1 protein-coding gene is annotated in these 1,575 nt (G+C 65.4%); it reads right to left on the bottom strand.

What is annotated here, in order from left to right; genetic code table 11:
• Positions 1-1,575 (bottom strand): non-ribosomal peptide synthetase (locus tag AC5Y30_RS25370; RefSeq protein ID WP_499922041.1); only part of this gene is annotated, 1,575 nt, incomplete at both ends.

The raw sequence follows: 1,575 nt of genomic DNA, 5'->3' as shown, positions 1-1,575 counted from the left end.
GGTGCGATACATCCGCGCCCCCGACCCACCAAATGGACACGCCACAAACCGCGACCCGGTCAAGCCGGCCCGGCCCAGATAGCCGACACCCACCCCGCGCCCGGCCACATACAACTCGCCGGCCACCCCGACCGGCACCGGGCGCAACCACCCGTCCAGCACGAAGAACGCTGCCCCCGCTACCGGCACACCGATCGGTGGCGCACCTGAGCCCGCCTTCAAGGGCGCACTCTTGGACGCCCACATCGTCGTCTCAGTGGGCCCGTAGACGTTGACCATCACCCGGCCGGGCGCCCACCGATCCACCACCTCGACCGGACAGGGCTCGGCGCCGATCACCAGTGCCGCCGACTCCAAACCCTCATGCGGCAAAGCTTTAACCGCAGAAGGGGTTTGGGTCAGCACGGTGACCCGCTCAGCGACCAGCAGGGCGTGTAAGTCGTCGGGTGAGCGAGTTACCGAGTCCGGGATCACTACCAGCCGGCCACCATGCAACAGGGCGCCCCAGATCTCCCAGACCGAGAAGTCGAAAGCGTATGAGTGAAATTGCGTCCACACCTGGGGCGAAGCCAGGTCCAGCCCGGCGTCGAGCGACTCGAACAGCTGCACCACGTTGTACTGCGTTACCGCAACACCTTTGGGCACACCGGTGGTGCCCGAGGTGTAGATGACGTGGGCGATATCGTCCGGGGCCGGCACTGGCAAATCGGTGCTGGGTTGGGTGTCAAGGCGGGGGTCGTCGATATCGACGATTAGCAGCGCATGCCCGTCCAGCCGGGCGGCCAGATCGGAAGTGGTGATCGCGGCGATCGGCCCGGAGTCTTCGATCATGAATGCGATCCGGGCAGCCGGATGCGCGGGATCGATCGGTAGGTAAGCCGCCCCGGTCTTCAACGCCGCCAAGATGGCCACGACGGCCTCAGCCGACCGGGTAAACAGCAGCGCCACACACTCACCCGGACCCGCACCCGCGCCGATTAACAAGTGCGCCAATCGGTTAGCTGCTTCGTCCAGCTCCCGGTACGTCATGGAAACACCGCTGCAGGTCAGCGCGACCGCCTCGGGTGTGCGTACGACCTGGGCGCCGAACGCCGCCGCAATCGACACCGGCGCCCCGGGCTGGCTCAGCACCGCGCGGTTGCCAATCTGATCCAGACGAGCGTGCTCACCGCCGTCCAGCACATCTATCGACGACAACCGTCGGGCCGGATCGGTGGCCATTGCTTCCAGGGCGCGGCGGAATCGCTTGACGATGGTTTCGATGTCTGCGGCGTCGAACACATCCGTGTCGAATTCGACACGCAGCCCGAGTTCGTTACCGGCGACGGCCTGGACCGTCAGCGGATAGTCGGTGGATTCGCGGCTGGTGAAGCCGGTGATGGTCAAACCGTCGGCCCCCGCCAACGCCCCGGTGTCGACCGGATAGTTCTCCAGCACGAAAAGGGTGTCGAACAGATTGTCGTGGCCGGTGATGCGGTGGATCTCGTTGAGCGCAAGGTGTTGATGCTCAACGGTTTTGGCGTGTGCATGCTGCAGCTGGTCGAGCAGGTCGGTAGTGGTGGTTGTCGGCGTGAG

The organism is Mycobacterium sp. NGS27 (genome assembly GCF_059813005.1).
Note: the sequence above shows the minus strand (reverse complement) of the source record. Positions and strands in the feature narration are given on the sequence as shown.